This window comes from Pseudomonas sp. URMO17WK12:I9 (assembly GCF_900230165.1).
GTDB lineage: Bacteria > Pseudomonadota > Gammaproteobacteria > Pseudomonadales > Pseudomonadaceae > Aquipseudomonas > Aquipseudomonas fulva.
In genome coordinates this window covers 515,406-539,497 of sequence record NZ_OCMQ01000002.1, presented here as the reverse complement: position 1 = coordinate 539,497, position 24,092 = coordinate 515,406, and the positions used below count along the sequence as shown (strand labels likewise).

The 24,092-nt window shown below is 62.7% G+C and carries 24 protein-coding genes; 15 read left to right on the top strand and 9 right to left on the bottom strand.

Annotated elements, in window-relative coordinates; all coding sequences use genetic code 11:
• Positions 1-59 precede the first annotated feature (59 nt).
• Entirely contained in the window at positions 60-1,277 is a 1,218-nt protein-coding gene (gene trpB / locus CRP40_RS07155; protein ID WP_023532832.1) for a tryptophan synthase subunit beta, read from the top strand.
• A complete protein-coding gene (gene trpA / locus CRP40_RS07150; protein WP_027913275.1) occupies positions 1,274-2,083 on the top strand; it encodes a tryptophan synthase subunit alpha in 810 nt (269 codons plus the stop codon). The genes trpB and trpA overlap by 4 nt, the downstream gene beginning before the upstream one ends.
• Positions 2,084-2,249: 166 nt before the next feature.
• Here the strand turns inward: trpA and CRP40_RS07145 are convergent, their stop codons facing one another.
• Both CRP40_RS07145 and CRP40_RS07140 read right to left on the bottom strand, forming a co-directional pair.
• Entirely contained in the window at positions 2,250-2,588 is a 339-nt protein-coding gene (locus tag CRP40_RS07145; RefSeq protein ID WP_027913276.1) for a DOPA 4,5-dioxygenase family protein, read from the bottom strand.
• 55 nt (positions 2,589-2,643) lie between these two features.
• Complete coding sequence (locus CRP40_RS07140; protein WP_027913277.1) at positions 2,644-3,543, bottom strand: LysR family transcriptional regulator; 900 nt, start codon at positions 3,541-3,543, stop codon at positions 2,644-2,646.
• Positions 3,544-3,651: 108 nt separating this feature from the next.
• Between CRP40_RS07140 and betC the strand changes: the two genes are divergently transcribed.
• The 3 genes from betC (at position 3,652) to CRP40_RS07125 (ending at position 7,770) form a co-directional block, all read left to right on the top strand.
• Positions 3,652-5,169 (top strand): choline-sulfatase, encoded by a 1,518-nt coding sequence (gene betC / locus CRP40_RS07135; RefSeq protein ID WP_027913278.1) that lies wholly within the window; start codon positions 3,652-3,654, stop codon positions 5,167-5,169.
• Between the two features lie 14 nt (positions 5,170-5,183).
• Complete coding sequence (gene choX / locus CRP40_RS07130) at positions 5,184-6,113, top strand: choline ABC transporter substrate-binding protein (RefSeq protein ID WP_027913279.1); 930 nt, start codon at positions 5,184-5,186, stop codon at positions 6,111-6,113.
• A gap of 91 nt (positions 6,114-6,204) precedes the next feature.
• Positions 6,205-7,770 (top strand): SulP family inorganic anion transporter, encoded by a 1,566-nt coding sequence (locus CRP40_RS07125; protein ID WP_027913280.1) that lies wholly within the window; start codon positions 6,205-6,207, stop codon positions 7,768-7,770.
• A gap of 39 nt (positions 7,771-7,809) precedes the next feature.
• Here the strand turns inward: CRP40_RS07125 and aroE are convergent, their stop codons facing one another.
• Both aroE and hemF read right to left on the bottom strand, forming a co-directional pair.
• Positions 7,810-8,634 carry a shikimate dehydrogenase gene (gene aroE / locus CRP40_RS07120; RefSeq protein WP_027913281.1) on the bottom strand — a complete coding sequence of 275 codons (825 nt, stop codon included), beginning with the start codon at positions 8,632-8,634 and terminating at the stop codon, positions 7,810-7,812.
• Positions 8,635-8,659: 25 nt separating this feature from the next.
• Positions 8,660-9,571, bottom strand: a complete 912-nt coding sequence (gene hemF / locus CRP40_RS07115; protein WP_023532527.1) for an oxygen-dependent coproporphyrinogen oxidase — start codon at positions 9,569-9,571, stop codon at positions 8,660-8,662.
• Positions 9,572-9,705: 134 nt separating this feature from the next.
• On the opposite strand from hemF, the gene CRP40_RS07110 reads away from it, so the two are divergent.
• Positions 9,706-10,683 carry an NADPH:quinone reductase gene (locus CRP40_RS07110; protein WP_027913282.1) on the top strand — a complete coding sequence of 326 codons (978 nt, stop codon included), beginning with the start codon at positions 9,706-9,708 and terminating at the stop codon, positions 10,681-10,683.
• A 340-nt stretch (positions 10,684-11,023) separates the two neighbouring features.
• Here CRP40_RS07110 and CRP40_RS07105 read toward each other — a convergent pair whose 3' ends face one another.
• The 3 genes from CRP40_RS07105 to dprA all read right to left on the bottom strand — a co-directional run bounded on the left by CRP40_RS07105 (position 11,024) and on the right by dprA (position 13,387).
• Entirely contained in the window at positions 11,024-11,329 is a 306-nt protein-coding gene (locus CRP40_RS07105; protein ID WP_027913283.1) for a DUF3077 domain-containing protein, read from the bottom strand.
• A gap of 361 nt (positions 11,330-11,690) precedes the next feature.
• Positions 11,691-12,248, bottom strand: coding sequence for an L-threonylcarbamoyladenylate synthase (locus CRP40_RS07100; protein ID WP_027913284.1), 558 nt, complete (start codon positions 12,246-12,248; stop codon positions 11,691-11,693).
• Between the two features lie 41 nt (positions 12,249-12,289).
• Positions 12,290-13,387, bottom strand: coding sequence for a DNA-processing protein DprA (dprA, locus tag CRP40_RS07095; RefSeq protein ID WP_027913285.1), 1,098 nt, complete (start codon positions 13,385-13,387; stop codon positions 12,290-12,292).
• 207 nt (positions 13,388-13,594) lie between these two features.
• Between dprA and def the strand changes: the two genes are divergently transcribed.
• The 5 genes from def to CRP40_RS07070 are packed head-to-tail and all read left to right on the top strand — an operon-like array spanning position 13,595 to position 18,112.
• Positions 13,595-14,101 carry a peptide deformylase gene (def, locus tag CRP40_RS07090; RefSeq protein ID WP_023532616.1) on the top strand — a complete coding sequence of 169 codons (507 nt, stop codon included), beginning with the start codon at positions 13,595-13,597 and terminating at the stop codon, positions 14,099-14,101.
• 59 nt (positions 14,102-14,160) lie between these two features.
• Positions 14,161-15,093, top strand: a complete 933-nt coding sequence (gene fmt, locus CRP40_RS07085) for a methionyl-tRNA formyltransferase (protein ID WP_027913286.1) — start codon at positions 14,161-14,163, stop codon at positions 15,091-15,093.
• Positions 15,090-16,400 carry a 16S rRNA (cytosine(967)-C(5))-methyltransferase RsmB gene (rsmB, locus tag CRP40_RS07080; RefSeq protein ID WP_027913287.1) on the top strand — a complete coding sequence of 437 codons (1,311 nt, stop codon included), beginning with the start codon at positions 15,090-15,092 and terminating at the stop codon, positions 16,398-16,400. Before fmt ends, rsmB begins: the two co-directional genes overlap by 4 nt.
• Before the next feature lie 19 nt (positions 16,401-16,419).
• Entirely contained in the window at positions 16,420-17,793 is a 1,374-nt protein-coding gene (gene trkA / locus CRP40_RS07075) for a Trk system potassium transporter TrkA (RefSeq protein WP_027913288.1), read from the top strand.
• Between the two features lie 10 nt (positions 17,794-17,803).
• Positions 17,804-18,112 (top strand): tetratricopeptide repeat protein, encoded by a 309-nt coding sequence (locus tag CRP40_RS07070; protein ID WP_027913289.1) that lies wholly within the window; start codon positions 17,804-17,806, stop codon positions 18,110-18,112.
• Positions 18,113-18,167: 55 nt separating this feature from the next.
• On the opposite strand, the gene CRP40_RS07065 is transcribed toward CRP40_RS07070, so the two are convergent.
• Both CRP40_RS07065 and CRP40_RS07060 read right to left on the bottom strand, forming a co-directional pair.
• Complete coding sequence (locus CRP40_RS07065; RefSeq protein ID WP_027913290.1) at positions 18,168-19,055, bottom strand: lysophospholipid acyltransferase; 888 nt, start codon at positions 19,053-19,055, stop codon at positions 18,168-18,170.
• A 41-nt stretch (positions 19,056-19,096) separates the two neighbouring features.
• A complete protein-coding gene (locus CRP40_RS07060; protein ID WP_027913291.1) occupies positions 19,097-19,648 on the bottom strand; it encodes a DNA-3-methyladenine glycosylase I in 552 nt (183 codons plus the stop codon).
• Positions 19,649-19,731: 83 nt separating this feature from the next.
• Between CRP40_RS07060 and glyQ the strand changes: the two genes are divergently transcribed.
• From glyQ to CRP40_RS07040, 4 genes are read left to right on the top strand one after another with little or no spacing between them, the layout of a single operon-like run.
• The gene (gene glyQ, locus CRP40_RS07055; RefSeq protein WP_027913292.1) at positions 19,732-20,679 is read left to right on the top strand and encodes a glycine--tRNA ligase subunit alpha; all 948 of its coding nucleotides are present in this window, start codon (positions 19,732-19,734) and stop codon (positions 20,677-20,679) included.
• Positions 20,676-22,730, top strand: a complete 2,055-nt coding sequence (gene glyS / locus CRP40_RS07050) for a glycine--tRNA ligase subunit beta (protein ID WP_027913293.1) — start codon at positions 20,676-20,678, stop codon at positions 22,728-22,730. Before glyQ ends, glyS begins: the two co-directional genes overlap by 4 nt.
• Before the next feature lie 3 nt (positions 22,731-22,733).
• Positions 22,734-23,261 carry a D-glycero-beta-D-manno-heptose 1,7-bisphosphate 7-phosphatase gene (gene gmhB, locus CRP40_RS07045; RefSeq protein ID WP_027913294.1) on the top strand — a complete coding sequence of 176 codons (528 nt, stop codon included), beginning with the start codon at positions 22,734-22,736 and terminating at the stop codon, positions 23,259-23,261.
• Between the two features lie 47 nt (positions 23,262-23,308).
• A complete protein-coding gene (locus CRP40_RS07040) occupies positions 23,309-24,091 on the top strand; it encodes a lysophospholipid acyltransferase family protein (RefSeq protein WP_027913295.1) in 783 nt (260 codons plus the stop codon).
• Position 24,092 lies beyond the last annotated feature (1 nt).

The window sequence follows — 24,092 nt, the reverse complement described above, 5'->3', positions numbered from 1 at the left end:
GGGGCAGGTCATGGTTACAGTAAAGCCCATCACTCATTCGTTATGCCTTGGAGCGTCTCATGACCCAGTCCCAATATCGCCCCGGCCCCGATGCCAATGGCCTGTTCGGCTCGTTCGGCGGCCGCTACGTGGCCGAAACCCTGATGCCACTGGTACTGGACCTGGCCCGTGAATACGAAGCGGCCAAGGCAGACCCTGCATTTCTCGAAGAGCTGGCTTATTTTCAACGCGACTACATCGGCCGTCCCAACCCGTTGTACTTCGCCGAGCGCCTGACCGAGCACTGCGGTGGCGCCAAAATCTACTTCAAGCGCGAGGAACTCAACCACACCGGCGCGCACAAGGTGAACAATTGCATCGGTCAGGTATTGCTGGCCAAGCGCATGGGCAAGAAGCGCCTGATCGCTGAAACCGGTGCCGGCATGCATGGCGTCGCGACCGCCACCGTGGCGGCGCGTTTCGGGTTGCCTTGCGTGATTTACATGGGCGCTACCGACATCGAGCGGCAGCAGGCCAACGTGTTCCGCATGAAACTGCTGGGCGCTGAAATCGTGCCGGTCACCGCTGGCACCGGCACCTTGAAAGACGCCATGAACGAGGCTCTGCGCGACTGGGTCACCAATGTCGACGACACCTTCTACCTGATCGGCACCGTGGCCGGCCCGCACCCCTATCCAGCCATGGTCCGGGACTTCCAGTCGATCATCGGCAAGGAAACCCGCGCCCAGATGCAGGAAAAGGAAGGCCGCCTGCCGGACAGCCTGGTGGCATGCGTGGGTGGCGGGTCCAATGCCATGGGCCTGTTCCACGAGTTTCTCGAAGAGCCGAGCGTTCAGATCATCGGTGTCGAGGCGGGCGGGCACGGCGTGCAGACCGACAAGCACGCAGCCAGCCTGAACGGCGGGGTGCCTGGGGTACTGCACGGCAACCGTACCTACTTGCTGCAGGATGCCGACGGCCAGATCACCGATGCCCATTCGATCTCTGCAGGCCTGGACTATCCGGGCATCGGCCCCGAGCACGCCTACCTGCACGAAGTGAAGCGGGTCGAATACGTCAGCATCACCGATGACGAGGCCCTGGATGCCTTCCACGCATCCTGCCGGCTCGAAGGCATCATTCCAGCGCTGGAAAGCGCCCACGCGCTGGCCGAAGCCATCAAGCGCGCTCCGTCCTTGCCCAAGGACCACCTGATGGTGATCTGCCTGTCGGGGCGCGGAGACAAGGATATGCACACCGTCATGAACCACATGGCCGCCCAGGAGAAACAGGCATGAGCCGTCTTGAACAACGTTTCGCCGAGCTGAAAACCGAAGGCCGCGCAGCACTGGTCACCTTCGTCACCGCAGGTGATCCAGGCTATGACGCCTCGCTCCAGATTCTCAAGGGCCTGCCAGCGGCAGGTGCCGATGTGATCGAACTGGGCATGCCATTCACCGACCCCATGGCCGACGGCGTGGCCATCCAACTGGCCACCCTGCGCGCGCTTGAGGCTGGCCAGACCTTGGCCAAGACGCTCCAGATGGTCCGCGAATTCCGAGTGGATGACCAGACCACGCCGATCGTGCTGATGGGTTACTACAACCCGATCCACCGCTTTGGCGTGGAAGCGTTCGTGGCCCAGGCCAACGAAGCCGGTGTCGATGGCCTGATCATCGTCGACCTGCCACCTGAGCATGACGACGAACTGGCCAGCCCGGCCCAGGCTGCGGGTATCGACTTCATTCGCCTGACGACCCCGACCACCGACGACGCGCGCCTGCCCCGCGTGCTGCAGCGTAGCTCCGGCTTCGTCTACTACGTGTCGGTGGCCGGTGTGACCGGTGCAGGCTCGGCGACTACCGAACATGTGACCGAAGCCATTGCACGCTTGCGTCGCCATACGGATTTGCCGATCAGTGTAGGGTTCGGCATTCGCACCCCCGAGCAGGCGGCCAATATCGCCCGCCTTGCCGACGGTGTGGTGGTAGGCTCGGCCCTGGTCGACAAGATTGCCCACGCGCAGAACCCCGGTCAGGCGGTAGACGATGTGTTGAGCCTGTGCTCGGCGTTGGCAGAAGGGGTGCGTGGCGCTCGGCGCTAACCGATGGTTGTCGCTTCAAGGGTTGCTCGGTGCCCGAAGCTATCCTGGGACTGCTTTGCAGTCCCAGGATTTCAACTTTCCACAGAGGTTTCCGGACACGCTCCGCGACTCATCGGCGCCAGTCCGGCGCCCCGGCAAGAACGTTCCTGAGATTGGGATCGCCCAATCAACGCCCTTCGCCAAAGCCCGACAAGTCCAGAGGCCGCAACGCTCCCATCCAGATCGCATGATCGCGGTGGTCTGCCAGCTCATCCCCGGTCAGCGGGTGCAGAAACACCACCAGCCCCTTGCGGTGCAGCGCCAACCAGGGCAGCACCACGCCAATGAGCTCCGGCTCGAACGCCAGCTGGCAGCTCCAGTCGGGATGCGGCCCTACCGCCCTGGTGTGCATACGCCCCATGACGACCGGGAACAGCGCCGCTGCCTCCTCGCACAAGGCTCGCGCCTGCTCCTGGGTCGAGGCATCGTAGTACACGTGGGCGTGATAACCCTTGATTCTCTGCACAGCTACTCCTGATGTGCGTCGATTCTGACAACATGCAACAAGCGGGCCCAGCATCTCAGAGGCTACGCTCGTGCTCAAGCCAATCCACGAAGCGTCCGATCAACGCCCCGCGACGCTTGCGCGGCGGCAGTACGGCGTAATAGCCACGCGCCGACCGTAAGCTGCCCTCCAACGGTCGACACAACAACCCTTGATCGACCAGCCCATCCACCAGATGCCGCCAGCCAATCGCCATGCCCTGGCCCGCGATGGCAGCCTGGATCAACAACGTGTAGTTGTCGAACCGTAGCTGCCCCGCAGGCGGTGCGCTGGTCACCCCTAAGCCGCGAAATACACCTGCCCAGTCGAACCACCGGCTGGCCTGTTCACCCTTGAGATGCAGCAGCGGCAAACGCTGCAAGGCCGCAGCAGACAAGGATTTGCCATGGATCAGACGAGGGCTGCATACCGGGAAAACTTCCTCGTCGAACAGCCAACGGCTCTCGCCTTGATGAAAACGCCCATCGCCGAACAGCACCGCCACGTCGATATCCGGGCGCAACATGCCTTGGCTTCGCTCACCTGTCACCAGGCTCACATCGACCTGAGGATACGCTTCATGAAAGCGCTGCAGTCGGGGCATCAACCAGAACGCAGCGAACGCAAAATCCGTTGCCACCTGTAGGACTTCACGCTGTGTGCGCCCGCTTGCGCGGGCCACGCCATCGTCCATGGTGTGCAGCCCCTGGCCGACATATTCCAACAACACCTGGCCCGCTTCGGTCAGCTCGATGCCCCGGTAGATACGGTCGAACAGCCGCGTGCCCAGCTGCGCCTCCAGGCGTTTTATCTGCTGACTGATCGCCGGCTGCGTGGTGCCCAGCTCCAAGGCAGCTGCCGTAAAGCTGCGCAAGCGCGCGGCGGCCTCGAACACGCGCAACGTATCCAACGACAATCCCGCAAGGTGCTCGAACATAAGCCTGGCTAATCCCACACATTGCCCGACAGGGGCTTTACCCCCGTTATGCACCGCCTCATCGTGGTAGGCAAGCATTCCGCATAACCTTCAACGATGGAAGCTTGCATGAAACGCCCTAATATCCTGTTCATCATGGCCGACCAGATGGCAGCGCCGCTGCTGCCCATCTACGCTGACTCACCCCTTCAAATGCCTCACCTCACTCGCCTGGCCGCTCAGGCCGTGGTGTTCGATTCGGCTTACTGCAACAGCCCGCTGTGCGCGCCCTCGCGCTTCACCCTCGTCAGCGGTCAGCTCCCCAGCCGCATTGGGGCCTATGACAATGCAGCAGATTTCCCCGCCGATATCCCCACCTACGCCCATTATCTGCGCCGCCTGGGTTACCGAACGGCACTGTCAGGCAAGATGCACTTCTGTGGGCCTGATCAATTGCACGGCTACGAGGAACGCCTGACCAGTGATATCTACCCGGCCGACTACGGCTGGGCCGTGAACTGGGATGAGCCTGACGTGCGACCAAGCTGGTACCACAACATGTCCTCGGTGCTGCAGGCAGGGCCATGCGTGCGTACGAACCAGCTGGATTTCGACGAGGAAGTGGTGTTCAAGGCGCGTCAGTATTTGTATGACCATGTCCGTGAAAACGACGGCCGTCCGTTCTGTCTGACAGTGTCCATGACCCACCCCCACGACCCTTACACCATTCCCAAACGCTACTGGGATCGCTACGAAGGTGTGGATATTCCGTTGCCCAGGCACACCGATAGCCAGGCGTCACTCGATCCCCACTCCCAGCGATTGCTCAAGGTCTACGACCTTTGGAACAAACCGCTTCCTGTGGACAAAATCCGCGATGCTCGGCGGGCCTACTTCGGCGCATGCAGCTATATCGACGACAATATCGGTCAATTGCTGCAAACCCTCGAGGAATGCAACCTCGCCGACGATACTTTGATCGTGTTCTCGGGCGACCATGGCGACATGCTGGGTGAGCGTGGCCTCTGGTACAAGATGCACTGGTTCGAGATGTCAGCCCGTGTACCGCTACTGATCCATGCCCCGCAGCGCTTCGCGCCCGGACGCGTGAGTGCGTCCGTCTCGACCTGCGACTTGCTGCCCACCCTGGTCGAGTTGGCAGGTGGGGCTGTGGATAAATCCCTTCACCTGGATGGCCGCTCTCTGCTTGGTCATTTGCAAGGGCAGGGCGGTCACGACGAGGTCATTGGTGAATACATGGCCGAGGGTACCGTCGGCCCGCTCATGATGATTCGCCGTGGTTCCTACAAGTTCGTGTACAGCGAGGACGACCCCTGTCTACTCTATGACCTGAGCCGCGACCCGTACGAGCGGGAGAATCTGGCTACCAGCCCGGATCATCAGGCATTGATGCAGGCGTTCGTCACCGAGGCGCGCCAGCGCTGGGACATACCCGGCCTGCGCCAGCAAGTGCTGGCCAGCCAGCGACGTCGCCGTCTGGTGGCCCAGGCACTGGCCATTGGCAAGTTGAGCAGCTGGGACCACCAACCTTGGGTGGACGCCAGTCAGCAGTACATGCGCAACCACATCGATCTTGATGACCTTGAGCGCAAGGCACGTTATCCACAGCCCGCCCCACTGGATTGAAAAGAGAGCCCGCCATGCATACGTTCGCTGCTACCTTGTTCGCGCTAGCCGTCAGCCTGGGCACACTGAGCGCCCAGGCCGCCGATGACAACGCGCAGTGCTCAACCGTCAAGCTGGCCGACCCTGGGTGGAGTGACATCGCCACCACCAACGCAGTGGCCCGCCTGCTGCTTGAACCCCTGGGGTACCAGGTCAAGGTGGACAGCCTGGCGGTGCCGATCATCTATGGCGGGCTCAAGGACGGCCAGGTCGATGCCTTTCTTGGAAGCTGGATGCCTGCGCACCAAGGCTTCCATGACAAATTCGTCGCCAACGGGGATGTGCAGCAGCTCTCGCGCAATCTGCAAGGAACCGAATTCACCCTGGCGGTGCCGGACTACGTGTGGAATGGCGGGGTACGCGATTTCGCAGACCTGAACAAACACGCCGATCAGTTTGGCAGGAAGCTCTACGGCATTGGCTCAGGCGCGCCGGCCAACCTCTCGCTACAAGCGATCATCAAGGATGATGCCTTCGGCCTGGGCAAATGGAAGCTGGTGGAGTCCAGTGAGCAGGCCATGCTGGCCCAGGTGGACCGAGCGGTCAAGAAACAGCAGTACATCGCCTTCCTCGGCTGGACGCCTCACCCCATGAACGTGAAGCTGAACATGCATTACTTGACCGGTGGAGAGAAGTGGTTCGGCAGCAAAGGCGACGTGTTCACGCTGACACGCAAGGGTTATCCACAAGCCTGCCCGAACGCGGCAAAGTTGCTGAGCAACTTGAGCTTCACGCTGGACATGGAAAACACCATCATGGCCGAGGTTGTGGATAAGAAGATCAGCTTCGACGATGCCGCCAAGGCCTGGGTGAGAGCACATCCCGAAGCACTGGATGGTTGGCTGACCGGCGTGACCACCAAAGAGGGTGCGGACGCCGTTGCGGCCGTAAGAAGAACGCTGTAACGCGTTAATGGGGAGCGGGTCTGTCTGCGGTTGATTCGTGAAATAGATCGCTTCTCCAGAACAGACCCATTCGGGGGATTTTGATCGCACTATGCATCGCCTCATACGTCTGCTGCCCTTTCTGGGCTGGCTGCCGCGCCAGACGCGCCACAGTTTGCGTCAGGACCTGCTGGTGGGTTTGAGCGGCGCCATCCTTGCGCTGCCGCAATCCATCGCGTACGCCCTGATCGCCGGCCTGCCAGCAGCATATGGGCTGTACGCGGCCATCGTCCCCGTGCTGGTCGCCTGCCTGTGGGGATCCTCCTGGCACCTGATCTGCGGGCCGACGGCGGCCATTTCCATCGTGCTGTACGCCAGTGTCAGCCCGTTGGCGGTCGCGGGCAGCGATGACTACATCACCCTTGTGCTGCTGCTGACCTTTTTAGGCGGTGTCTTCCAGCTACTGCTGGGGCTTTTGCGTTTCGGGGCCTTGGTCAATTTCGTCTCGCATTCGGTAGTGATCGGCTTCACCCTCGGGGCCGCCGTGGTCATCGCGCTGGGGCAGCTGCCCAACCTGCTTGGGCTGGACTTGCCCAGCCAGGCCACCGCCTTGAAGACAGCTCAAGACCTGGCCAGCCATGCCGGTGAGATGGACGTGCCGTCCTTGATACTGGGAGCGCTCACCGTGGTAATGGGCATAGCGCTGAAACTATGGCGTCCCCGCTGGCCCAGCCTGTTGATAAGTCTGTTGGCCGTCAGCCTGCTGGCGTGGCTGCTGCCCGGCGTGTTCGGGCACGTGCCGCGTGTACCGGCGTTCGAGGGGCGCCTGCCCCCCTTGAGTGCCGTGCCGCTGCTGGACGTGGACCTGATACTGCGTCTGCTCCCCAGCGCCGTGGCCGTTGGCATGCTGGGGCTGGTGACCAGCTTGTCCATCGCACGTTCGTTGTCTGCGCGCTCCGAGCAACTGATTGACGCCGACCAGGAAATACGTGCCCAAGGGCTCTCCAACATCGTCGGTGCGTTCTTTTCCGGCTACCTCTCATCGGGCTCGTTCACCCGATCGGGCCTGAACTATGACGCAGGCGCACGCTCGCCCATGGCCGGCGTGTTCTCGGCGCTGTGGGTAGCGGTGTTCGCTGTCGCCGGTGCCGGCCTGATCGCGCACCTGCCGATTCCGGCGATGGCAGGCAGCATCCTGTTGATTTGCTGGGGGCTGATTGATCGCAAGGCCATTGGCGCATTGCTGCGTGTCAGCCGTGCCGAGTTCGCAGTCATGGCGCTGACGGCAGCGGCCACCTTGCTCTTGGAATTACAGACGGCCATCTATGCCGGTGTGCTGGTTTCCCTGTTCTTCTACCTCAAGCGCACCTCGCGCCCGCGGATTCACCAGAGCCGCGAAGGCGATGCGGACATCTTGCGTGTAGGCGGGTCGATCTTCTTCGGTGCTGCGCATTACCTGCAAGTACGCCTGCAAGGCTGCCAAGGCCCGCAGGTGGTCATGGATGCGCGGCAGGTGAACTTCATCGACTATTCAGGGGTGGACATGCTGCACCGCGAGGCGAGGCGGCTGGCGCGAACAGGCGGTAGCCTGACCTTGCGCGGCGCCAGGCCACAGGTGATCGAAGAGCTGCACAAGCTCGAAGGCCCGGCGCGTTGCCCAATCCGGTTCGAGGACTGAGCAGCCACACCCAGCGCCGCTCAATAGCCCAACTGGCGGTCAGCCCCGCGCCAGTTGGCGGCGCAGTTCAGCGAGAACCGGTGCAGTGTCCGGCCGCACGCCGCGCCACACATAAAAGGCTTCGGCTGCTTGTTCGGCCAGCATCCCCAGGCCGTCCAGCACCTTGGCGGCGCCATGTTGGGCGGCCCACTGGCAGAACGGCGTTGGCGCCTTGCCATACATCATGTCGTAGCACACCGTGCGCCCGGGTTCGATCAGGCTGCTGGCAATCGGTGGCAGCTCACCGGCCAGGCTGGCCGAGGTTGCATTGATGATCAGGTCCACTGGCTCTTGCAACCAGGCGAACCCACTGGCCACCACCGGCCCCAGTTCATCGAACGCCTCGGCCAGGCGTTCGGCCTTCTCCACCGTGCGGTTGGCGATCACCAGTGACTGCGGGTTGTGTGCCAGCAGCGGCTCCAGCACCCCGCGCACGGCGCCGCCGGCACCTAGGACAAGGATGCGTTTACCTGCCAGTTCAACACCGGCATTGACGGTGAGGTCACGGACCAGCCCCGCGCCGTCGGTGTTGTCACCCTGCAAGGTACCGTCGGCCAGCTTGCTGAGCGTGTTCACCGCACCTGCGCGACGTGCGCGCGGGGTAAGGCTGTCGCACAGGCGATAGGCTTCTTCCTTGAATGGCACGGTAACGTTGCCACCGCTGCCTTGCTTGAAGAAGCCGCGCGCGCAGTCACTGAAGTCATCCAGCGGCGCCAGCAGCGTGGCGTACTCCAGCTCCTGGCCGGTCTGTTCGGCGAACAGGCGGTGAATCAGCGGCGACTTGCTGTGGCCGATCGGGTTGCCAAAAACGACGTACTGGTCCATGACGGCTCCTTGAATGGTTACAGGCTTACTGGCCGAGCCAGTCACGGTCTTGCAGGAAGTACTCGGTCAGCCGTGCCTCTTCGCTGCCTGGCGCGGGTTTCCAGTCGTAGCCCCAGCGTACCTGCGGTGGCAGCGACATGAGGATGGACTCGGTGCGCCCACCAGACTGCAGCCCGAATAGCGTGCCACGGTCATAGACCAGGTTGAACTCGACGTAGCGGCCCCGGCGAAACTCCTGGAATTCACGTTGCTGTGGGGTATAGGCCGTCCCTTTTCGGCGCTGCACGATGGGCAGGTACGCGTCGATGTACGCGTCGCCGATGGCACGGATGAAGGCGAAGCAAGTATCGAAGTCCCATTCGTTCAAGTCATCGAAGAACAGCCCGCCGATGCCACGGGGCTCACCCCGGTGCTTGAGATGGAAATACCGGTCGCACCAGGCCTTGTAGCGTGGGTACACATCGGCGCCGAAGGGGGCGCAGGCCTGTTCAGCGATTCGATGCCAGTGCACGCAGTCTTCCTCCACGCCGTAATACGGCGTCAGATCGAAGCCACCGCCGAACCACCAGACAGGCTCTTCGCCTTCCTTTTCGGCGATGAAAAACCGAACGTTGGCGTGGGAAGTAGGCACGTGCGGGTTGTGCGGGTGGATCACCAGCGACACCCCGAGCGCCTGGAAACCGCGCCCAGCCAACTCCGGCCGATGGGCGCTGGCCGAAGGCGGCAACCCGGTGCCGAACACATGGGAGAAGTTCACCCCGCCTTTTTCGATGACGGTGCCTTCGCCGATCACCCGCGTACGGCCCCCGCCACCGGCTTCGCGCACCCAGGCGTCCTCGACGAAGCGGGCGCCGCCGTCTTCGCGTTCCAGGGCTGAGCAGATGCGGTCTTGCAAATCGAGCAGATAGGCTTTCACAGCCTCGGTGCGGCTAATCATCGGGTCACCAGGAGCGGGCAGGAAACAAGTGGCGCGTAGCATAACACCGCCTGCCAGCGCCCCGCAGTTGACGGCAGTCAAGCAAAGGCGTCCGATAGAAGCCCCTTTCCCGATCCCCAATCCAGGAGTACGAGATGGCCAAGCGTATCCAGTTCAGCCAGCACGGCGGCCCCGAAGTGCTGCAGTGGGTGGACTTCGAACCCGCCGACCTTGGGCCTCAGCACGTGCGCGTGCGCAACCATGCTGTGGGCTTGAACTTCATCGATACCTATTTCCGCAGCGGGTTGTACGCGCCGCCGTCCCTGCCTTCGGGCCTGGGCACCGAAGGCGCAGGGGTGGTCGAGGCCGTGGGCCAGGGCGTGTCACGGTTGAAGGTCGGCGACCGTGTGGCGTATGGCGGGGGCCCATTGGGCGCCTATGGCGAGGTGCACACGCTGCCTGAGGCCAACCTGGTCAAATTGCCAGAGGCCATCAGCTTCGAGCAGGCTGCCGCCGTCATGCTCAAGGGCATGACCGTGCAGTACCTGCTCAAGCAGACCTACGCTGTGCAGCCTGGCGATGTGATCCTGTTCCATGCGGCCGCAGGCGGCGTTGGTTCGCTGGCCTGCCAGTGGGCAAAAGCGCTGGGCGCCAAGCTCATCGGCACCGTGAGCTCTGCCGGAAAGGCCGAGCGGGCCAAGGCCTTGGGCGCCTGGGCCACCATCGACTACAGCCACGAGGATGTCGCCAAACGGGTGCTGGAGCTGACCGACGGCAAGAAATGCCCAGTCGTGTATGACGGCGTGGGCGCCGACACCTGGCTGACGTCGCTCGATTGCCTGCAACCGCGGGGGTTGATGGTAAGCTTCGGCAATGCCTCGGGCGCGGTGAGTGGGGTGAACCTGGGGATTCTGGCGCAGAAGGGCTCGCTGTACGTCACTCGGCCGACCCTGGCGACTTACGCCAACAACGCCGAGAACACCCAGGCCATGGCCGATGACCTCTTTGCCATGATTGCCAGCGGCCAACTGACGGTGGATATCCAGCAACGCTACCCGCTCAGCGAAGCGGCCAAGGCCCAGAGCGAGCTGTCGGCGCGGCGGACCGTGGGGTCTACTATTTTGTTGCCTTGATTGGCAGAAGGTCGCGTTATGGCGACCAGGTGCTTGCCTTGGTTTTTGTAGATCGAGCGCCGCCCACGCGGCGCTTCGCGGGACAAGCCCGCTCCTACATCCGTTGCAACGCGACCACGCCTGTAAGTCCATGGTTGTCAGCCTTGCTGGCATGACTGGATTTCAAGGCGGGCATTGATGCCGCCGCCTGCCTCAAGCTATACATCAAGGCGGGCAACCATGGCCTGACAGGTTCGGCACGTTGCAACAAATGTGGGAGCGGGCTTGTCCCGCGAAGCGCCGCGCGGGCGGCGCTCGATCTCACAGGCGCTAAAAACTAAAGGCGGACACCTGTCAGCCCTCACACCTTCTTCTGCGACGGCGGATTCGACTCGATGCCATTCAAGATGGCCTCGACCACACCTTCTGCCATTTCAACGGCATGCAGATTGGACCAGAACAGGCCACGACCTTCTTCGCGCATATGGTCCAGGGCCTTGTAGCCGGCTTCGTACGCACAGCGCAGATACAGGGCGACATGCACCAGGGCGTCTTCAGCGGAGATGTCTGGGTTAACCGCAAACAGCGGCCGGTGACCTGCGTCGCAGCGGCCGAATGGGTGGGTGGAAGTTGAAGGAAGGGGTGGATCAGGGACTATTTTTTTCATTGGAAAATGCTCCTAACGCCGCCACGTACCACTACCACGCGAATAGGTGGCGACTGTACGCGGGGTGGTAGACCCGGGCATTTTCCAATCCAGGCAGGCTCGAAAGCCTCCCACGCACAGTCGCCATAGACTGTCATAGAAAGAATGCATCCGGGCTACCACACCCGATCACCAAGGTATTTGGCGACAGCTGAAGCCTATGGGGAGAGGTTCCTACTGAGAAGGTGATGGCAGGGGACGCGGCTCGTAGGATATTTCCCAAACCGAATATCAAACAACCGCCTTGGCAAAAATCAGAAAAAACCAAGGGGTTATGTGGGGATGGCTCAGGCACTCGGCCCAAGCCTGGTCAGCAAGTGCATCAACCCGGCCGTACTACCTCGCCGGTAGCCAGATTGCGAATCAGGCTCGGGTTCTTCCGCCCACCCAATGCCCCGCCCAGTACCAGATCCAGTTGCCCATGGAAGTACTGCTCCACCCGCAGCCGGGTCTTCGCCGCAGGGCGCCCGCCAGGGTTGCACGACGTGGAGATCAGCGGCCCGACCAAGGCGCACAGCTCGCGTACCACCGGATGGTCGCTGACGCGAAGCGCTACGGTGTCGTGCTGCCCGGTCACCCATTCAGGCAGTAGATCCTGATGCGGCACCAGCCAGGTGTTGGGCCCAGGCCAGGTGCTGGCCATTCGGTCGATCCAGTCTTCGGGGAAGTCTTCGAACAGGAAGTCGAACTGGCGGATGTTGTCGGCGACCAGGATCAACCCTTTATCCACAGGCCGCGACTTCAGTGCCAGCAGCCGATAGACCGCATCCTCGTTCCATGGGTCGCAGCCCAGGCCCCAGACCGCCTCCGTCGGGTAGGCGATCACTGCGCCTGCCCGGATCTCACGTGCGGCTTGTTGCACACGAAAACTGCTCACCATTGATGTTTCTCCACTGGGAATGTTGCCTGGGCGCAGTTTACTCAGCCCGAGCGGGCAAACCAACGCCCCGCTTGATTGCTGACCCGGCCATCGAGCTCCAGTTCGGTGAGCTGCGCCAGCACCTCTGCCAGCGGCTGCTCACTGCAATGGGCCAGGCTTTCGGTGGTCTGCGGTGCAGCGTGCAATAGCGCCAGCAGCGGGTGATCGAACGTGTCCGCACGGGCCGGGGGCAGGTTCTGCCAGCCTTGCAGGGTTTCGAGTATCTGCCCGACGCTTTCGACGAGCAGTGCGCCGTCGCGGATCAGCTGGTGACAACCCTTGGCGCCGGGATGGTGAATGGAGCCTGGAATGGCATAGACCTCCCGGCCCTGCTCGGCGGCGAGCCGCGCCGTGATCAGCGAGCCACTGGCCAAGCTGGCCTCGACCACCAGCACACCCAACGAAAGACCGCTGATGATGCGGTTGCGCCGGGGGAAGTTAGCCGGCAGCGGCCCGGCGTTGAGCGGGTACTCCGACACCAGTGCACTGCCGTTGTCGATCATCGCCTCGGCCAACTGCTTGTGCCGCTGTGGATAAAGTTTTTCGAGCCCTGTGCCCAGTACGCCTATCGTGGCCCCTCCAGCCTGCAGCGCGGCGCGGTGAGCGGCGCCATCAATGCCTACTGCCAGGCCGCTGGTGACGACGAAGCCTGCCTGGGCAAGGTACCTGGCAAACGCTCCAGCCGTGTCCACCGCCGGCGGCGTCGCGCGGCGGCTGCCCACGATCGCCAACTGCGGGCGGCTGAGCAGCGATGCGTTCCCCGTCACGAACAGCAGCGGCGGGGCGTCGTCGATTTCGGCGAGCAGCGGGGGGTAGTCTGGGCTGTCCCACATCAGCAATTGCTGGCCCGGACGCTCTAGCCAGCGCATTGCGGCACTGGCCGCATCCCGCACTTCAGGGCTGCGCCTTGCATCGATACTGGCATGGGGAATGCCCAGTGCGCGCCAGGCCGAGCCGGGGGCACTGAGCGCCGATGAGGCACTTCCGAAGGCCTCGATCAGCGTAGAAAAGCGTCGCAAGCCGGTCTCGGGAAGGCAATGCAGGCGCAAGCGCGCCTCCAGTTCCGCAGGTGGGCAAGTGGATAAGGAGCAATCAGACATCGGCAATCATCCTTGATGCAAAACGGTTGATTCAGGCTGCGCAGCCTGTGGATAACTCTGTGAGTAACACTTTGAAAAGCTGTCCATTGGCTGGGGGCTATCACGCCAATAGTCACCCTAGACGAGCTTGCCAGGTGCCGAAGTCCGCGTTTCCCTTTATTATGTGTGTTCAGTTTTCAACCAAACGCACAGTGACTGCCTGACCTTATGGCCATTTTGAACATTCTCGAATTCCCGGACCCGCGCCTGCGCACCATCGCCAAACCGGTGACGGCGTTCGACGACGCCCTGCGCCAGCTGATCGACGACATGTTTGAAACCATGTACGAAGCCCCTGGCATCGGCCTGGCTGCGACCCAGGTCAACGTGCACCAGCAAGTCGTGGTGATGGACCTCAGCGAAGACCGCAGCGAGCCACGCGTCTTCATCAACCCGTCGGTCGAGGAACTGACCGATGACATGGGCCAGTACCAGGAAGGCTGCCTGTCGGTGCCGGGCTTCTACGAGAACGTAGACCGGCCCCTGCGTGTCAGGGTCAAGGCCCAGGATCGCGACGGCACACCGTTCGAGCTGGAATGCGAAGGCCTGCTGGCGGTGTGCGTGCAGCACGAATTCGATCACCTCAATGGCAAGCTGTTCGTCGACTACCTGTCGCAGCTCAAGCGGGATCGAATCAAGAAGAAGCTGGAAAAACAGCACCGCCAGCAAGCCTGATTCCCACCTCCCAGAAGGCTTGCTCCGGCAAGCCTTTTTCTTTTTGCAGCGAGAACACCATGCGCATCGTCTTTGCAGGCACTCCCGAGTTTGCCGCCGAACACCTCAAGGCCCTGCTCGACAGCCCTTACGAAGTCGTGGCCGTCTACACGCAGCCCGATCGCCCGGCAGGCCGCGGTCAAAAGCTGATGCCCAGCGCCGTCAAGGCGCTGGCCGTAACCCATGACATCCCGGTGATGCAGCCGCCGAGCCTGCGCAATGCCGAGGCCCAGGCACAATTAGCAGCATTGGAACCCGACCTGATGGTCGTGGTTGCCTACGGCCTGATCCTGCCCCAGGCGGTGCTCGACATCCCGCGCCTTGGCTGCATCAACAGCCATGCGTCCCTGCTGCCACGCTGGCGCGGGGCGGCCCCGATTCAGCGGGCCGTGCAGGCGGGCGATGCCGAAAGCGGCGTAACCGTCATGCGCATGGAAGCGGGCCTGGACACCGGCCCCATGCTGCTCAAGGTCGTCACCCCGATCAACGCCATTGATACCGGCGGCAGCCTGCACGATCGCCTGGCGCAAATGGGACCGCCGGCCGTCATCCAGGCCATCGCCGGGCTGGCCGATGGCACCTTGCACGGCGAGGTACAGGACGATGCCCTGGCCACCTATGCGCACAAGCTGAACAAGGACGAGGCGCGTCTGGACTGGTCGCTGCCCGCTGAACAGCTGGAGCGCCTGATCCGGGCATTCAACCCCTGGCCGATTTGCCACAGCACGCTCGACGGGGAAACCGTGAAGGTGCTGGGTGCGTGCCTGGCCACAGGGCAGGGCGCACCCGGTGAAATCCTGGCGGCCAGCAAAGACGGCCTGGTGGTGGCTTGCGGCGAGCAGGCGCTCAGCCTGACCCGCCTGCAGTTGCCTGGCGGTAAAGCCTTGGCCTTCGCTGACCTGTTCAACAGCCGCAAAGAGAAATTCACGCCAGGCAAGGTGCTCGGCCAATGAACCCACGCCTGGCTGCCGCCCGTGCCCTTGCCGCTGTGCTCAGCGGCAAGGCCTCCCTGAACAGCTCCCTGCCCGCGCAACTGGACAAGGTCGAGGACCGCGACCGCGGGCTGACCCAAGACCTGGCCTTTGGTACCGCGCGTTGGCAGCCGCGCCTGGACCTGCTGGCAGCGCAGCTGTTGCAAAAGCCCTTCAAGGCCGCCGATGCCGACGTGCAGGCATTGTTGCTGATTGGCTTGTACCAGTTGTTCTATACACGCATCCCGGCTCACGCCGCCATTGGTGAAACCGTAGGCTGCGCCGACAAGCTGAAAAAACCCTGGGCCAAGGGGCTGCTGAACGCCGTGCTGCGCCGTGCTCAGCGCGACGGCGAAGCGATGCTGGCCGACATGGAGCGCGACCCTGTGGTGCGCACGGCGCACCCACGCTGGCTGCAGAAGGCGCTCAAGGCCTTCTGGCCGGATCAGTGGGAAGCCATCTGCGCCGCCAACAATGCGCACCCGCCGATGATCCTGCGCGTCAACCGCCGCCACCACAGCCGCGACGGCTATCTGAAGCTGCTCGCCGATGCAGGCGTCCAGGCCCAGGCCTGCGCGTACAGCCGTGACGGTATCGTGCTGGCCGAACCGCGGGACGTACGCGGTCTGCCAGGCTTTGCCGAGGGCTGGATCAGTGTCCAGGACGAAGCCGCGCAACTGGCCGCCGACCTGCTGGACCTGGCGCCCGGTCAACGCGTGCTCGACGCATGCTGCGCCCCTGGGGGCAAGACCTGCCATGTGCTTGAAGCCCAAGCCGGGCTCTCTCACGTGGTGGCCATCGACCTTGAAGCCAAGCGCCTGGTACGCGTGCGGGAAAACCTCGACCGCCTGAAGCTCGACGCCGAGCTGATCGCCTGCGATGCCCGCGACACGGCCAGCTGGTGGGACGGCAAACCGTTCCAGCGCATCCTGCTGGACGCGCCTTGCTCGGCGACTGGCGTCATCCGTCGTCATCCAGACATCAAGCTCACCCGCCAGGCCGAAGACATCGCGCCGCTGGCGGCCTTGCAAGGCGAGTTGCTCGATGCCCTGTGGCCGACATTGGAGGTGGGCGGCATGCTCCTGTACGCCACCTGCTCCAGCCTGCCGACCGAGAATACCAAGGTCATCGGCGCGTTCCTGGCACGCACGCCAGGCGCACGCGAGCTGGACCTGGCCACCGAAGCGGGCCTGCGCCAGGCGCATGGACGCCAGTTGTTGGCTCAGGAAGGCGGCCACGACGGTTTCTACTATGCCAAGCTGATCAAGATTGCCGCCTCGCGCGGTTGAGCACACTGGAGAGTAGCGGATGAAGATCATCATCCTGGGCGCCGGCCAGGTGGGCGGGACGCTTGCAGAGCACCTGGCCAGCGAGGCCAACGACATCACCGTGGTCGACACCGATGGCGACCGCCTGCGCGACCTGGGTGATCGCCTGGATATCCGCACCGTGCAGGGGCGCGGGTCGCTGCCGACGGTGTTGCGTCAGGCCGGCGCCGAGGACGCCGACATGCTGGTTGCCGTGACCAACAGCGACGAGACCAACATGGTCGCGTGCCAGGTGGCCTACTCGCTGTTTCACACACCGACCAAGATCGCCCGGGTGCGCGAGTCGGCCTACCTGACCCGTGAAGAGCTGTTCGACAACGACCACATTCCGGTCGATGTGCTGATCAGCCCGGAGCAGGTCGTCACCCACTACATCAAGCGCCTGATCGAACAGCCCGGTTCGTTGCAGGTGATCGACTTCGCCCAGGGCAAGGCGCAGCTAGTGGCCGTGAAGGCCTATTACGGCGGCCCGCTGGTCGGCCAGCAGCTGCGCCAGATACGCGCGCACATGCCCAATGTGGAAACCCGGGTGGCGGCGATCTTCCGCCGTGACCGTTCGATCACACCGCGCGGTGATACGGTGATCGAGGCCGATGACGAGGTGTTCTTCATCGCCGCCAAGAAGGACATCCGGGCGGTCATGGGCGAGCTGCGCCGTATCGATGAAACCAACAAGCGTGTCGTCATCGCCGGCGGCGGGCAGATAGGCGAGCGCCTGGCCGAAGCCATCGAAAGCCGCTACCAGGTGAAGATCATCGAGATGAACCCGGCACGCTGCCGGTACCTGTCCGATACGCTGGACAGTACCGTGGTGCTGCAGGGCAGCGCATCGGATAAAGACCTGATGCTGGAAGAGAACATCGCCGACACCGATATCTTCCTGGCCCTGACCAACGATGACGAAGCCAACATCATGTCGTCCCTGCTGGCCAAGCGCCTGGGTGCGCGCAAGGTCATGACGATCATCAACAACCCGGCCTATGTGGACCTGGTGCAGGGCGGTGAAATCGACATCGCCATCAGCCCGCAATTGGCCACCATCGGTACCTTGCTGGCGCATGTGCGCCGTGGCGATATCGTGAGCGTGCACTCGCTGCGTCGTGGTGCAGCCGAAGCCATCGAGGCTGTGGCCCACGGTGATGCGAAGTCGAGCAAGGTGGTGGGCAAGGCGATCGAGGACATTACCCTGCCCCCGGGGACGACCATAGGTGCCATCATTCGCCACGACAGTGTGCTGATCGCGCACGACACGACAGTCATCGAATCAGGTGACCATGTGATCCTGTTCGTTGTGGACAAGAAACACATTCGGGATGTGGAGAAGCTGTTCCACGTCGGCTTGAGTTTCTTCTAGGAGGCGGGACATGCGCCAATCGTTGGAAAAGATGCTGGCCAAGGGTGTGGATAACCCGTTGTTGCGCTTTGGCCTGGGCAAGGCGTGGCTCGACGAAGGCGATGGTGCCCAGGCTGCCGTGCACCTGGCTCGCTGTGTCGAGCAGGACCCCACCTATTCGGCAGCCTGGAAGCTGTTGGGCAAGGCCTACCAGTTACTAGGGGACCTGCCAGCGGCGCGCAAGGCCTGGGAAGATGGCATCGCGGCGGCGCAGGCCCATGGCGACAAGCAGGCCGAGAAAGAAATGACGGTGTTTCTCAAGAAACTCGACAAACGCTGAGTGCGCTGTCGCCGACACGTCGGCTGCCAGACAGCCGCTGCCGGCGATGCGCGCCTCAATACCAGCGCGCCTCACCCGCCGGACGCTTCTTGAAGCGCTTCATGCTCCACATGTACTGGCTGGGATACTCGCGCACATAGCGCTCGACCACCTTGCTCATCGCGGCCGCCGACTCGTTCACGTCGGTGCTGTACATCGCCTCCGGCGCGGCTTCCAGAAACACCTTGAAGCCTGACCCGTCAGGCAGGCGCAGGGCATGCAGGAAAACCCCGACTGCCTTGCCGCCGGCGAGCATGTTCGGCACGAACTTGCTGGTCAGCGCTTCAGTGCCCAGGAAGGGAACGAATACACCCGCCGATTCGGCCGGCTCGGGATCGGCCGGGATGCCGACCTGGCCGCCGCGCCGAACTTCCTTGATCACGCTGAGGATGCCTTCCTTGGTCGAAGGCGCCACACGGTTGCCCATCTGCACACGCTGCTCGCGCAGCAGGTCGTCCACCGCCTTGAGTTTGGGGGGCCGGTAGAAAATGATCGGCTTGCACTGGTTGCAGTAGAAGTGGTTCAGCACTTCCCAATTGCCCAAATGGCTGGTGATGCCCACAACGCCCTTTCCAGAAGCCAGGGCCTGCTCCAGCACTTCAAGCCCATGCACTTCCTTGACCAACTCCAACGAGCGGTGTGGAGGCCAGATCCAGGCGCAGGCGCTTTCGACGAAGGATTTGCCGATGTCCCGCAGGGCCTGGCCGACCAGTTGCTCACGGGCAACCGGGTCCATCTCGGGGAAGCATTTGGCCAGGTTGATGCGCACCACGTTGCGCGAGCCATTGGGTATTTTCCACATCAGCCAGCCGATGCCGGCCCCGACGCGTTGCACCGCACCCCAAGGCAACTTGGCGAACAGTCGCAGCACCCCGACCATCAGGGCGCCCTTGAACTTTTCCACAGGCGAGTTCCTTATTTCAGCAAGACGGGCATTGTAACCCTTCAGTGGGACAAGTCGGCGTAGCGATCACAGTCGGTGGTGTGGTCCATGACCATGCCGGTCGCCTGCATGAAGGCATAGCAGATGGTCGGGCCGACGAAGGTGAAGCCGGCTTTGCGCAACGCCTTGCTCATGGCTTGGGCTTGTTCGGTGACCGCCGGGACTTCGCTGCGGGTGCTGAAATGGTTGATCTTCGGGGCGCCACCGACGAACGACCACAGCCACTCGGCCGGGTTATCCACAGCCAGCCAGGCCTGGGCATTGCGCCTGGCAGCCTTGAGCTTGAGCCGATTGCGGATGATGCCGGCATCCTGCATTAACGCCTCGATGCGCTCGTCGCTCATCACCGCGAGTTTCGCAGGATCAAAACCCTCCAGCACTTCACGATAGCGCTCGCGCTTGCGCAGCACGGTGATCCAGGAAAGGCCTGCCTGGAACCCTTCGAGCAAAAGCATCTCGAACAGCAACGCCGGGTCACGCTGGGGCGTTCCCCATTCCTGGTCATGGTAGGCCTGGTACAACGGATCGTCGGTACACCAAAAGCAGCGTGGCATAAGGCTCCAATGAGTAGAGGGCGAGGCGAATCAGGTTATACTCCCGCTCTTTACATCCGCATCCCCAGATACAGGTGAATTTCGTGAGCCAGCCTACGCCAGCCGTGCGTACCTTCCAAGACCTGATCCTCGCCCTGCAGAACTACTGGGCCGAGCAAGGTTGTGTGGTGCTTCAGCCCTACGATATGGAAGTAGGCGCCGGCACTTTCCACACCGCCACCTTCCTGCGCGCGGTGGGTCCAGAAACCTGGAACGCCGCCTACGTGCAGCCAAGCCGTCGCCCTGCCGACGGGCGGTACGGCGAAAACCCCAACCGCCTGCAGCACTATTATCAATTCCAGGTAGTGCTCAAGCCCAACCCGGCCAACTTCCAGGAGCTGTACCTCGGCTCGCTGAAAGCCATCGGTCTGGACCCGCTGGTGCACGATATTCGCTTCGTCGAAGACAACTGGGAATCGCCAACCCTCGGGGCCTGGGGCCTGGGCTGGGAAATCTGGCTCAATGGCATGGAAGTGACTCAGTTCACCTACTTCCAGCAGGTCGGTGGTATCGAGTGCTACCCGGTGACCGGTGAAATCACCTATGGTCTGGAGCGCCTGGCCATGTACATCCAGGGCGTGGACTCGGTCTACGACCTGGTATGGGCCGATGGTCCGTTCGGCAAGGTCAGCTACGGCGACGTGTTCCACCAGAACGAAGTGGAGCAGTCGACCTACAACTTCGAGCACGCCAACGTCGAGAAACTGTTCGAGTTGTTCGACTTCTACGAAAGTGAAGCCAACCGCCTGATCAAGCTGGAACTGCCATTGCCGACCTATGAAATGGTCCTCAAGGCATCCCATACGTTCAACCTGCTCGATGCCCGCCGTGCCATCTCGGTGACCGAGCGCCAGCGTTACATCCTGCGGGTGCGCACCCTGGCCCGCGACGTGGCGCAAAGCTACCTGCAGGCCCGTGCGCGCATGGGCTTCCCGATGGCGACCCCCGAACTGCGTGACGAAGTGTTGGTTAAGCTGGAGGCTGCACAATGAGTGCTCAAGATTTCCTGGTAGAACTGGGCACCGAAGAGCTGCCACCCAAGGCCCTTGCGACCCTGGGCGACGCGTTCCTGGCCGGCATCGAAAAAGGCCTGCAAGCTGCAGGCCTGAACTACACCGGCAAATCGGTCTACGCCGCGCCGCGCCGCCTGGCCGTGCTGATCCGCCAACTCGATGTGCAGCAGCCTGACCGCAGCATCAACATCGACGGCCCGCCCCTGCAGGCGGCCTTCAACGCAGAAGGCGAGCCGACCCAGGCTGCACTGGGCTTTGCCAAGAAGTGCGGTGTGGAGCTGGCCGACATCGACCGTAGCGGCCCCAAGCTGCGCTTCTCCCAGCACATCCCCGGCAAAGCGACCGCGGGCCTGCTGCCGACCATCGTCGAAGACTCGCTCAACGACCTGCCTATCCCTAAACGCATGCGCTGGGCGGCAAGCCGTGAAGAGTTCGTGCGTCCGACCCAATGGCTGGTGATGCTGCTGGGCGATCAGGTGGTCGACTGCACCCTCTTGTCCCAGAAGGCCGGCCGCCAATCGCGCGGGCACCGCTTCCACCATCCGGAAAGCGTCACCATCAGCGCCCCGGCCAACTATGTCGAGGACATGCGCAAGGCCTATGTGCTGGCCGATTTCAGCGAGCGTCGCGACCTGATCGCCAAACGTACCGCCGAGCTGGCCATGCAGCAGGAAGGCACCGCCATCGTGCCACCCGCGTTGCTGGACGAAGTGACCGCGCTGGTGGAGTGGCCGGTACCGCTGGTGTGCTCGTTCGAAGAGCGTTTCCTGGAGGTGCCGCAAGAAGCCTTGATCACCACCATGCAGGACAACCAGAAGTACTTCTGCCTGCTCGACAGCGAAGGCAAGTTGCTGCCGCGCTTCATCACCGTGGCCAACGTCGAGAGCCGCGACCCCAAGCAGATCGTGCAGGGTAACGAAAAGGTCGTGCGTCCACGCCTGACCGACGCCGAGTTCTTCTTCAAGCAGGACAAGAAGCAACCGCTGGAAACCTTCAACGAGCGCTTGAAGAACGTGGTGTTCCAGGCCCAGCTGGGTACGGTCTATGACAAGGCCGAGCGGGTATCGAAACTGGCAGCGTTCATTGCGCCCTTGATTGGCGGCGATGCGCAACGAGCCGCGCGTGCCGGCTTGCTGTCCAAGTGCGACCTGGCTACGGAAATGGTCGGTGAGTTCCCAGAGATGCAAGGCGTCGCTGGCTACTACTACGCGCTCAACGACGACGAACCGCAGGATGTGGCGCTGGCGCTGAACGAGCAATACATGCCGCGCGGTGCAGGCGCCGAATTGCCTCAGACCCTGACCGGTGCTGCCGTCGCCATCGCCGACAAGCTCGATACCCTGGTGGGCATCTTCGGCATCGGCATGCTGCCCACCGGCAGCAAGGACCCGTACGCCCTGCGCCGCGCCGCACTGGGCGTGCTGCGCATCCTGATCGAGAAGCAGCTGGACCTGGACCTGACCGGTGCCGTGCAGTTCGCGGTCAAGCAGTACGGGGCCAAGGTCAAGGCTGCCGGGTTGGCTGACCAGGTGCTGGAGTTCATCTTCGACAGGCTGCGTGCCCGTTACGAAGACGAAGGCATCGACGTCGCCACTTACCTCGCGGTTCGCGCGCTTCAGCCAGGTTCCGCACTGGACTTCGATCAGCGCGTCCAGGCGGTCCAGGCCTTCCGCAAGCTGCCCGAAGCCGAGGCACTGGCCGCCGTCAACAAGCGCGTGTCGAACCTGTTGAGCAAGGCAGAAGGCGCCATCGCCGAACAGGTCGAGCCCAAGTACTTCGACAATGCCAACGAGTTCTCGCTGTACTCGGCCATCCAGCAAGCCGATCAGGCTGTGCAACCGATGGCTGCTGCACGTCAGTACAGCGAGTCGCTGGCGCGCCTTGCCGCCCTGCGTGATCCGGTCGATGCCTTCTTCGAGGCTGTGATGGTCAATGCCGAGGACGCCAAGGTACGTGCCAACCGATATGCCCTGCTCAGCCGTCTGCGTGGGCTGTTCCTGGGCGTGGCCGACATTTCGTTGCTGGGGTAAGCCTTGAAACTGCTGATTCTCGATCGTGACGGGGTCATCAACCAGGACTCCGACGCCTACATCAAGTCGCTGGATGAATGGGTGCCCATCCCTGGCGCCATCGAGGCGATCGCGCAGTTGAGCAAAGCGGGCTGGACGGTGGCCGTGGCCACCAACCAGTCCGGTATCGCCCGTGGCTATTACCCGCTCGCGACCCTTGAGGCCATGCATGCGCGCTTGCGCATGCTGGTGGCCGAGCAGGGCGGTGAGGTGGGGCATATCGTGTATTGCCCGCATGGCCCCGATGAAGGCTGCGATTGCCGCAAGCCCAAGCCGGGCCTGTTGCGGGCCATCGCCGAGCACTACCAGGCAAGCCTTGAGGGCATCTGGTTCGTGGGCGATAGCCAAAGTGACCTACAGGCTGCGCTGGCCGTCGATGCACAACCTGTTCTGGTAAAGACAGGCAAAGGCGAACGTACCCTTGAGAAGGGCGTTCCGGCTTCAACCCTGATTTATGACGATCTGGCTGCCATCGCCAGGGCACTTATCTAAACGGTGCGCCCTTGGGCGCACTTTTCTAAAAGCGGGCAGGTCCCGCAATGGTACAAACCACTATGTCGATCCTGCAGGCGATCAGAGTCTTTCTTTTTTACCTGCTGCTGGGTACCAGTTCGCTGCTCTGGTGCTCGCTGAGCTTCTTCATTGCGCCGTTTCTGTCGTTCCCCAAGCGCTACAAATTCATCAATGTGTACTGGTGCCGCTGCGCTATTTTCCTGGCACGCGTCATCGTAGGCATCGATTACAAGATTACCGGCGCTGAAAACGTGCCAGCCGAGCCCTGTGTGATTTTGTCGAATCACCAGAGCACCTGGGAGACATTTTTCCTGTCTCAGTATTTCTCTCCGCTCAGCCAGGTGCTCAAGCGTGAGCTGCTGTATGTGCCGTTCTTCGGCTGGGCCATGGCCATGCTGCGTCCCATTGCCATCGACCGCGACAACCCCAAGGAAGCATTGCGCCAAGTGGCCAAGAAAGGCGATGAACTGCTCAAGCAGAAAACCTGGGTTCTGATCTTCCCGGAGGGCACACGCGTACCCTTTGGCACGGTGGGCAAGTTCTCCCGGGGCGGGACGGCGCTGGCGGTAAACGCTGGGCTCCCGGTGTTGCCCATTGCCCATAATGCCGGCAAGTACTGGCCGAAGAATGGGTGGGGCAAGCACGCTGGCACCATCGAAGTGGTGATCGGCGAACCCATGTACGCCAACGGCACAGGCCCTCGCGCCATTGCCGAGCTCAATGACCGCGCCCAGGCCTGGAACGAAGCCACCCAACGGGCCCTGGGCTCGCTTGCGCAGGTCGAAGAAAGCACGCAAGCCGAGGCCTGAG

Excerpts from the sequence above, each read along its gene's own strand:
- betC (WP_027913278.1), top strand. The coding sequence starts at position 3,652 with ATGAAACGCCCTAATATCCTGTTCATCATGGCCGACCAGATGGCAGCG.
- CRP40_RS07140 (WP_027913277.1), bottom strand. The coding sequence starts at position 3,543 with ATGTTCGAGCACCTTGCGGGATTGTCGTTGGATACGTTGCGCGTGTTC.
- CRP40_RS07100 (WP_027913284.1), bottom strand. The coding sequence starts at position 12,248 with ATGGTGAGCAGTTTTCGTGTGCAACAAGCCGCACGTGAGATCCGGGCA.
- glyS (WP_027913293.1), top strand. The coding sequence starts at position 20,676 with ATGAGTGCTCAAGATTTCCTGGTAGAACTGGGCACCGAAGAGCTGCCA.
- CRP40_RS07110 (WP_027913282.1), top strand. The coding sequence starts at position 9,706 with ATGGCCAAGCGTATCCAGTTCAGCCAGCACGGCGGCCCCGAAGTGCTG.
- def (WP_023532616.1), top strand. The coding sequence starts at position 13,595 with ATGGCCATTTTGAACATTCTCGAATTCCCGGACCCGCGCCTGCGCACC.
- CRP40_RS07070 (WP_027913289.1), top strand. The coding sequence starts at position 17,804 with ATGCGCCAATCGTTGGAAAAGATGCTGGCCAAGGGTGTGGATAACCCG.
- CRP40_RS07105 (WP_027913283.1), bottom strand. The coding sequence starts at position 11,329 with ATGAAAAAAATAGTCCCTGATCCACCCCTTCCTTCAACTTCCACCCAC.
- trpA (WP_027913275.1), top strand. The coding sequence starts at position 1,274 with ATGAGCCGTCTTGAACAACGTTTCGCCGAGCTGAAAACCGAAGGCCGC.
- CRP40_RS07040 (WP_027913295.1), top strand. The coding sequence starts at position 23,309 with ATGGTACAAACCACTATGTCGATCCTGCAGGCGATCAGAGTCTTTCTT.
- dprA (WP_027913285.1), bottom strand. The coding sequence starts at position 13,387 with ATGTCTGATTGCTCCTTATCCACTTGCCCACCTGCGGAACTGGAGGCG.
- CRP40_RS07060 (WP_027913291.1), bottom strand. The coding sequence starts at position 19,648 with ATGCCACGCTGCTTTTGGTGTACCGACGATCCGTTGTACCAGGCCTAC.
- trkA (WP_027913288.1), top strand. The coding sequence starts at position 16,420 with ATGAAGATCATCATCCTGGGCGCCGGCCAGGTGGGCGGGACGCTTGCA.
- rsmB (WP_027913287.1), top strand. The coding sequence starts at position 15,090 with ATGAACCCACGCCTGGCTGCCGCCCGTGCCCTTGCCGCTGTGCTCAGC.
- trpB (WP_023532832.1), top strand. The coding sequence starts at position 60 with ATGACCCAGTCCCAATATCGCCCCGGCCCCGATGCCAATGGCCTGTTC.
- hemF (WP_023532527.1), bottom strand. The coding sequence starts at position 9,571 with ATGATTAGCCGCACCGAGGCTGTGAAAGCCTATCTGCTCGATTTGCAA.
- choX (WP_027913279.1), top strand. The coding sequence starts at position 5,184 with ATGCATACGTTCGCTGCTACCTTGTTCGCGCTAGCCGTCAGCCTGGGC.
- CRP40_RS07125 (WP_027913280.1), top strand. The coding sequence starts at position 6,205 with ATGCATCGCCTCATACGTCTGCTGCCCTTTCTGGGCTGGCTGCCGCGC.
- fmt (WP_027913286.1), top strand. The coding sequence starts at position 14,161 with ATGCGCATCGTCTTTGCAGGCACTCCCGAGTTTGCCGCCGAACACCTC.
- aroE (WP_027913281.1), bottom strand. The coding sequence starts at position 8,634 with ATGGACCAGTACGTCGTTTTTGGCAACCCGATCGGCCACAGCAAGTCG.